This window comes from Pseudomonas sp. FW300-N1A1, assembly GCF_058789115.1.
This window is the reverse complement of the sequence record NZ_JBYTBK010000019.1, coordinates 89,826-98,211: the sequence shown is the minus strand read 5'-3', so window position 1 is coordinate 98,211 and position 8,386 is coordinate 89,826. Positions and strand designations below refer to the sequence as shown.

General features: G+C 59.8%; 7 protein-coding genes. All 7 read right to left on the bottom strand.

The window, feature by feature from the left end:
• Window positions 1–323: 323 nt before the first annotated feature.
• The 7 genes from fnr to AC3WQN_RS15025 all read right to left on the bottom strand — a co-directional run bounded on the left by fnr (window position 324) and on the right by AC3WQN_RS15025 (window position 8,311).
• On the bottom strand, window positions 324–1,046 hold the full coding sequence (fnr, locus tag AC3WQN_RS15055) for a fumarate/nitrate reduction transcriptional regulator Fnr (protein WP_103402377.1): 723 nt from the start codon (window positions 1,044–1,046) through the stop codon (window positions 324–326).
• 185 nt (window positions 1,047–1,231) lie between these two features.
• Entirely contained in the window at window positions 1,232–2,905 is a 1,674-nt protein-coding gene (locus AC3WQN_RS15050; RefSeq protein ID WP_103402378.1) for a cation:proton antiporter, read from the bottom strand.
• A 548-nt stretch (window positions 2,906–3,453) separates the two neighbouring features.
• Entirely contained in the window at window positions 3,454–3,879 is a 426-nt protein-coding gene (locus AC3WQN_RS15045; protein ID WP_103402379.1) for a bleomycin resistance protein, read from the bottom strand.
• Between the two features lie 111 nt (window positions 3,880–3,990).
• Window positions 3,991–5,913 (bottom strand): alkaline phosphatase D family protein, encoded by a 1,923-nt coding sequence (locus tag AC3WQN_RS15040; protein ID WP_492589524.1) that lies wholly within the window; start codon window positions 5,911–5,913, stop codon window positions 3,991–3,993.
• Between the two features lie 124 nt (window positions 5,914–6,037).
• Window positions 6,038–7,075 (bottom strand): DUF1214 domain-containing protein, encoded by a 1,038-nt coding sequence (locus AC3WQN_RS15035; RefSeq protein WP_103400549.1) that lies wholly within the window; start codon window positions 7,073–7,075, stop codon window positions 6,038–6,040.
• A 176-nt stretch (window positions 7,076–7,251) separates the two neighbouring features.
• On the bottom strand, window positions 7,252–7,530 hold the full coding sequence (locus AC3WQN_RS15030) for a hypothetical protein (RefSeq protein WP_103400548.1): 279 nt from the start codon (window positions 7,528–7,530) through the stop codon (window positions 7,252–7,254).
• The gene (locus AC3WQN_RS15025) at window positions 7,520–8,311 is read right to left on the bottom strand and encodes an MlaA family lipoprotein (protein WP_103400547.1); all 792 of its coding nucleotides are present in this window, start codon (window positions 8,309–8,311) and stop codon (window positions 7,520–7,522) included. Before AC3WQN_RS15025 ends, AC3WQN_RS15030 begins: the two co-directional genes overlap by 11 nt.
• Window positions 8,312–8,386: the final 75 nt, after the last annotated feature.

Sequence of the window (8,386 nt, the reverse complement as noted above, 5' to 3'; positions counted from 1 at the left end):
CAATTCAACGATGGGTTGGCTCCAGCGCGGGCCGAGGAAAAATTTAAAGTCGTGTCCGGGATTAGTTGACCACTACACTTGATACGAAGGGCGTACAGAAATGAGTACATGTTTGCAAGGTGGCACCTCTGAGTGGTCCCGGAAATCGAAACTGCTCCCTGGGCAGTTTCGATTAAGCCCTCTCTACACCTTTGCCGTCCTCAAGACGCTTCTTTAAACCCTGTAGGTCTGATCTGAGTGACGGTGGCCTGGAATCCCTGTAGTCGGATCACACTGCTGTTGCTCTTCAGGAGCACGGCCGGGCCTGGATGAACCCACGGCGCTTACCGGTTGGACAGTTCACACAGCGATGTGGTGTCGATGATCTGGATGCATTTGCCCTGTGCGGCGATCAGCCCTTGCTGTTGCAAGAGGGTGAAGGTGCGGCAGGCGGTCTCGGTGGCGATGCCCAGGTAGTTGGCGATTTCATTGCGGGTCATGCTCAGTCGAAACTGATTGGCCGAGTAACCATTGGCGTGAAAGCGCAGGGACAGATTGACCAGAAAGGCCGCCAGGCGTTCGTTGGCATTTTTCTTGGCCAGTAGCCGCATCATTTTTTGATCGTCACGAATTTCCCGGCTCATGATGTGGATCAACTGGCGACGCAGTTTCGGAATTCGCTCCGATAACTTCTCCAGTTGATCGAAGGGGATTTCGCACACCGTGGTGGTTTCCTGTGCCTGGGCACTTGAGGTGTAGGCGTTTATATCCATGCCGGAAAAGCCGATCAGTTCGCCTGGCAAATGGAAGCCGATAATGTGCTCTTCACCATTACTGTTCAGACTGGAAGTTTTCAGCGTGCCGGAACGGATGGCGTAAATGGAGGTAAAGGGATCGCCCTGGCGAAACAGGTAATCGCCTTTTCTTAACGGGCGATCACGCTTGATGATCTCGTTCAATGCCGTGACATCCTCACTGTTGAGCGAGAGAGGAAGGCATAGGGGGGCTAACTTGCAATCTTTGCAGTGCTGCGTTTCGGCGTGCTTCAGGGGGGCAGGGGTTTGCATGTTTTAGCCTTGAGGGAATCGTGGGTGCGTAATGCCTTGGCCGCTATGTCGGGCGGCATCATGCAGGCGCTAAAAAATGGTTATTTCTGTCACCTTCACAACGTCGGGTGCTGGCATGTTCAAAGGGCGCACTCAATCCTTGAGTGCGCCCGTTATCACCGACTGTTGAGCGGGTTTGATGTGGATTACAGCAAGTGGTAGCGGTTGCGTCTGACGTCGTCTACCCGTAGTTGTACGCGTTCTTTGGGAGTGCCCAGCATGATCAGCGTGTGGGCGGCCAGTGTCAGGGTCGACTCGAGTACCTCCGGAATCACCTCGGTGGCACCGGCCGCTTTCAACTCGGTGGTCTGGCTATCGTCCTGGGTGCGAACAATGATGTCGATGCTGCTGTTGATGTGCCTGATGGCCTGGATGATGGTCATGGCGGCGTCAGCATCATCGATGGCAATCACCACCAGACGCGCGCGGTTCAGGCCCAGGGCGGCCAGTAACTCGGGGCGTCGCGAGTCACCGTAGTGGACATTCTTCTGGGCGGCGTCTTTCTGGATTTGCTCAGGGTTATCATCGACCGCGACAAACCGGTGTTGCTCACCCATCAGGACCCGGCCAATGGCCTGCCCCACGCGACCGTAGCCGCAGATGATCACATGGCCGTGCAGTTCCTGGCTTTGCAGGGCGATTTCATCGATATTGACCTCATCGTTCGGCGTCTGGTGCAGGCGCTTGGCGATGGCCGGGGCCACTCGCAGCATCAGGGGGGTCACCACCATCGAGCAGAAGGTCGCGGTCAGCAAGAGCCCGCTCAGCTCCTTTGAAACCAGGCTGTTGGCTTGCATTTGCGTCATCAGGGCAAAGCAGAATTCACCGCCCTGAGCCAATGCCAGGCCGCTGCGCCAGGACGTTTCGCTGTTGCTGCCATTGAGCCGGAGGATGACGGCAACGACCACGCCCTTGGTGACCAGCAACGCCAGGGTCAAGCCGATGATCAAGAGCCAGTGGCTCTGGAAGATGCTCAGGTCGATCAGCATGCCGATGCTGACAAAAAACACCCCCAGCAAGATATCCCGGAAAGGGCGTATGTCGGCTTCGATCTGGTGCCGGTAGCTGCTTTCTCCCAGTAGCATGCCGGCGAGAAACGCGCCCAGCGCCGGCGAGAGCCCGAGCAAATGGGTCAGCCAGGCTGTCAGCATGACAATCACCAGGGCCAGCAGCACAAACAACTCGGCGGAGCGGGAGGCGGCGATCTCATGGAACAGTTTCGGCAGCAGCCAGCGGCTGATCATGAACAAACCCACGAACAGCACGACCGTCTTGCCCAGAGTGATGGGCAGTGCCCAGTACCAGGCTTGTCCGGAGGTTCCGGAAAACACCGGCACCATCGTCAGCAACAGCACCGCAACCACGTCCTGGAACAGCAATACACCGATCGCGTTCTGGCCGTGGGGGCTGAAGACTTCGCCCAGGCTGGTCAGTTCCTTGCTGACAATGGCGGTGGAGGACAGTGCCAGGCCGGCCCCGAGCAGTACTGCGCCACTCGCCTGCAAGCCCGCCATGTACAAGGCCCCGCCTAAAATCACACTGGAGATGATGACTTGCAGGCTGCCCAGGCCGAAGACCACCTTGCGCAAGGCGAGCATTTTCGACAGCGAAAACTCCAGGCCCAGGGAAAACAGGAGAAACACCACACCCAGTTCCGCCAGGTAGGGCAGGCCCTCTGAGTCACTCACCCAGCCGAGCGCTTGCGGCCCGACGATCAACCCGACACACAGGTAGCCGAGGATCGGTGGCAGGTTCAGGCGTCGGAACAGTGCAATGACTACCAACGATGCTGTAAGAATAATTAAAACATCTCTGAGCATTGATCGTTCCCTGTGTGGTTGCGCAGCGTATCGGGTGGAGGCTGTAGAGTGAATGAATGTTCAATGTGCAGAAAGCGTAGCTCAGCGCTTTATGGGCTGCGTCGCTGTTGCGTTTTGCATGCTCGATTTTTTGCATGCCAAGGTGCTTTCCGGGCAGCAGGTATCAGACTGCCTGGCTCGGTTAATTAGGAGGGGGGAGGCGTGGGAGGTCAATGTTTACTGATTATAAATAAACATTTTTGATAAATTGATAAGTGCGCAAGGGCGCGCCGGGGGTGATTTTTGTGGCAGTGGGGTGAGTGCCTGACAGCCGCTAAGTCTCATGCTGGCGAGTTCTGGAAGTTTCAGGTGGGGTGTTGTGTTTATATCGGGAGTGGCATTGATAGTGTGTCAGATTTAATGAATTAAGTTTAGTGGTTAGTTGTTTGTATTAATATGGAATGTTCGCGGTCCGGGTTGATGACTGTGAAATAATTATCATCTTTTCGATTAAGCGAAAGCGGTGCATCCCAGGCGCCGCCTCGCAGTCATCATCAGGCCGCCGGTGGCTACCGGGCGGGTCGCTCTCCCAGTTCCTGGACCAGGCGCAACAAGTAGCCGTCCGGATCTTGTACCAGCAGTTCACGCTGGCCCACTTCAACAGCACCGCAGCGATACCAGGCTTCGGCAAACGGGCGGAATTGCGGCCATTGGACTTCGGCCAAACGCTGCAGAATCGGCTCGACGGCATCGACGGTCATCTGGAAGTTGATGCCGCGGCCAAAGGGCACTTCCAGTGCCCCCGTCTGCCATTGGCCTTCCAGTGGGTCGTGCTGTTCGAGCATCACTTGCACCCCGTCGAAATCGAGGTAGGCAAACCCCTCTTCAGGGCGATCGTAGGCGATGTGAAAGCCAATCAGCGTGGTCCAGAAATCCAGGCTCTGCTGGAGATCGCTGACCATCAGTTCGGGGACCATCTTGTTCCGTGTGAGCATACGTATCCTTCGTAAGCAGTGAACTTCAGCGGGTGGTCTGTGCCTGGGCGAGGAGTTCCATGACCTCGCTCCTGTCGCGCAGGCATTGTTTGGTATCCATGATACTGACGGTCAGTCCGGGGACGGCGCCACCATCCGGGTTTTCGGCGAGCCATTGGCATTGTGCTGGTAGATCGCCTGCGGTTGGCCCTGTTCATTGAAGAACACCTGGCCAATGCCCGCCGAATTCCACAGCCGCTCGCCGGCTTGTGCGTGTTCCGGTACATGGGGCACCACCTGCATGCGCCGGCGCCTGGTAAACCAGTTGAGCGGCGAGCGCGGTGAGTAGAGCCAGCGGTTGAGGCGGTCGAACCATTCGAGCAGGCTGGGCGGAAACTCGTTCTTGATGCCGCTGCTGGTGATCTGCCAGATGCGCGGGCCGGCGGTGCGATGACGGATCAGTACTTCGTAGACGAACGAGTAATGCACATCGCCCGACAGAATCACGTAGTTACCCGGCGTGCGCGAATGCCGGAAAATATTCAGGATCACCTGCGCCGCGCCACGATGGGCCATCCAGTTTTCCGCATCCACCAGCAGTGGATAACCGCACCAGCTGAAGACTTTCTGCACGGTCTCGATCAGCTTGACGCCGAACACCGGGGCCGGGGAGACGATGATCGCCGAGGGGTGGTCGAGCAGCTCCTGTTGCAGTTCGCTGAGGGCTTCCCAGTCGAGCAGCCCCGAGGGTTGCTTGAGGTTGAACTCGCTGCGCCAGCGACGGGTGCGGGTGTCGAGCACCACCAGCGCCGGCGTGGTCGGCAGCACGTAATGCCACTGCTGGAACCTCAGCAGGTCGCTGATCAACGCGTCTTGCGCGGCGCTGTCCAGGTAACCGTCCCGGGCGTTCAGGGCGTGGGTTTTATCCACAAGCGCGGTGAACGCATCGGGGTTGTTGCCCCAGCCCTGGCACAGCATGTAGGCGATCAGGGCATTGCCGATGATGCGTTTGGAAAATGGATGGCCGTAGGCGGTTTCTTCCCACTGGGCGCTGAGGTTCCAGTCGTCGGTGATGTCGTGGTCATCGAAGATCATCAGGCACGGCAAGTGCGCAAATACCCGCGCCACGCCGCCCAGCCCTTCCTTGAAGGCATCGATCCGCACCTGCTCAAGCTCGTAGAGTTCTTTTCGTGGCGCAGTGAGGGCCGGCGGTTGGGGGGCGATCAGCGTCCAGGGGGTTGGCGACCATACCAGCAGGTACATGGCCATGACTTCGGCGAAGGTCACCAGATGATTGTCGGCGCTGCTGCTGGTGAAAATCGGCTTGCGCGCCCCGCCGAAAAACCGCTCGCGCAGGGTTTCGTTGCTCGACAGCGCCGGCAGCAGGTCGGCGCGATGGTAGTAGCTGGCCGGGTGCCCGTAGAGCGCGGCGCTGTCGTTCACCACCGCGCCGTCCAGGTGCTCGCCGAACAGACCCAGGCGCTCGATCAAGGCATGAATCGCCCGCAGCATCGGCCCTGCCACATCGTCGGCATAGACCTGGTCACCACTCATCATCAACAGCGCCGGTCGTTGCTCGGCGACAGGGGTGGTCGCCAACAGCTGGTCGACACACAGCAGGCCGTCAGGGGCGTGGTGGTGAGGTTTGCGGCAGGATCCGTGGAGTAGCTGATCAATGCGGCTGCGCAGGACAAAGTTCGGCTGCTGCGCATCGCCATACATCAGGTGCGGTGCCCACTCGGCGATACCGCTGGACGTGCCATCGGCCTGAGTGATCAACAGGTCGTACTCAATCGCCACGTCGCAGGGCAGGGCAGCGTCCAGGTTGACGTCGATCAGATGGATAAAGGCCTGGCTGCCGACCGGGATCACCTGGCAGCGACTGGCGTCGAGCGCGATGTCGCCGCCTGTCGACAGGCGCAACGTCAGCGTCAGCGCCCGCGACCCCACTAGCCACAGCACCAGGCGCGTCGGCTCCAGGCGCCGCAGGAGCGGGCCGACCAAAACGGCGGGCAAAGGTGATTGAGTGTCGAGGGGCAGGGCGGGCATGGACATCCGGGGGTGGGGCTCTTGGCGCAAATTAGCCGTCGATGATACCGCAGCCGGCCCGCAGAAATATGTCCAGGCTTACATATGCGCACGTGAAAAAGGGGCCGGCAACCAGCCCCGCATCAACTGATTATTTGACCGCAACCGGCTCGGGGAATGTCCAGGTGCCATTCAGGATCGGCGCCTGCGGACGGTACAGGCGCACGGTGTAGTTCCATCCCGCAACCGTTGGCAGGCAGTTGACGGTCGTCGCCTGGCAATCGCCGAACTGGATGGCAATCGAGCCGTCATCGGCTTTCTTCGCGGTGAGGTTGTTGAGGGTGTAGGCATTGGCCGGGTTGGGCTGGTAGTAGCCTTCGGCGTTGTACAGGCTCACAGACCAGAAGCCGTCCACGGGTACGTCTTTAACGGTGAGGCGGTACACCGTTTTACCGTCGTTTTGCGCCGGGGTGACGTTCAGGTACGTGGCGTCTTTGTCCGGGTTACCGCCCCAGGCAGATGCCGAGCCGAGCAGGTGGCGGATCGGGTCGACGGTGTCCCGGGTGCCGAAGGCTTTCTTGAAGTCCGGGATGGTCGAGGACAGTACCAGCAGGGCATCGCGCACCTTTTTCTGGCTGGCGGCGTCCCATTGCGGCAACTCAAGCGAGCCAGGGGCTTTCTGGCTGACCTTGATCGCGTCCTGCAGTGTCTGCACCTGTTTGATGTCGTCCGGGTTGGCCGGGTCGACCAGGGTGCGGATGGCCGTCACCGCATAGCGGGTGCCAACGTTTTCGCGGGTCAGGGTGTAGCTGCCGGCGCCGTAGTACACGTTCGGCACGTAGTGGTCCTGGTTGATGACTTGCAGTGCCATGTAGCGCTTGCCCGGCTCCGGCAGGGTGATGGTCACCGGCCCGGCGTCGAGGTCGAACACCCCGGAGGAGTAGAGCGTGTCGCGGTTCAGGCGGATGACGGTCTGGTGTTCGATCGAAGCGGCTTCGCGACGGTGCAGCAGTTTGCCCAGGCCGCCTTGCTGGGTCAGCGCGCCCACGTACATGTCCGATTCGGCGCGGATGAAGTTGTCGACGGTCACGGGCACCGCCTTATCGGCGGCAGGCGTGGCGGCGGCCTGAGCCTGGGCGCTGCCGAGCAGGGCCGTGAGGACAGCAGTGGCAATCCGGGTTTTGTTCATCGTTGAGTCCTTTCAAGGCGCAGGGCAGGCGTCGGAGCCGCAGGGACGACGCTTCGACTGAATCAGCGATAGTAAGGGCTTGGGGCGCTAAAGCAAGAGGATGTAGGCAGCAGATGATGCCGCCGACAGAGCCCTGAAAGGGGAGGGGAATACACAGCATTGGCCCGCGAGCGGGTTCAAATCACCGATCGGTGGGCGGGCACTTCATTGCCTTGCTCCACCGCTTGCTCCTCGCCGTGGGCAATTATCCAGCGCATCAGAGTGGCCACCGGCACCCGATGACTGCGCTCCACCCACTGCACGCTTTCGGGGCTGGACACTTCGATGTAGCGCTTGAGGATCAACTCGCGCTTGTCATCGGACAGCTGCAGGCTGGTTTCGCTGCCGTGCAGGTGGGTATGGGTGCGTTTGACTTGGCGCTGCTCGAGCACCAGCGATCGGGTGTCAGGTGGCATCGGCTGGAGTTTCTTTACAGCGTTGCTGTTGCGGGTCGGACTCGCCCAGTTTGCCTTCCTGTACGAACTTGGCACGCTTTTCGGCGGTGATGTCACGCAGGGCCGCGTAGTAATCCGGTTGTTGTGCCAGGGTGTCGGTCAACGGTAATGCCGCGGCGCGCTTGTCGATCACACCACCGACACTGGCGACGGTGGTCAGGGTTTCGGCGGTGTCGCTGTTGTCGCCGAACGGGTTGAAGGCCGCGGCCAATACCTTGCCGACCGCGTCGCGGCTGTTGGCGGTGCCCAGTACCGGCATTTCAACGATCGGCCCGGCACCGATGCCCCACACACCGAAGGTCTGGCCGAAGTCCGAGGTGTGGCGCGGGATCGCCAGCGAGTCGGACACGTCGATCATCCCCAGCAGGCCGGCCGTGCTGTTGATCGTGAAGCGGCCCAGGGTGTTGAGTGACCGCTTGCCGTTGCCTTGCATCAGGTCGTTGACGAACACCGTGGGTTCGTTGAAGTTGGTGGTGAAGTTATGCATGCCCAGCTGGAAGAACTCCGGCGTGTAGCCATAACCGCGAGCGACCGGCGCGATGGCGTACTCATCGATCACCTGGTTGAACGAGAAAATACCGCGGTTAACCTGCTCGGCCGGGTCATGCAGCGGGTAGCTGACTTGGGCGCAGGTAGCTGAAGTGTCGGCCGTGTTACGACTGGTGCAGCCGTACAGGTAGGTCAAGGTCAGCAGCAGTGCGGTATTGCGAAACAGTGCTTGGGAGCGCTTGAACACAGGCATGGCGGACAGTCTTTGAAAAAAGAGGAAGCTTGATGCTGGCAGCTGCACCTTGCTTAAAGATGTCTGCTTTTTTGC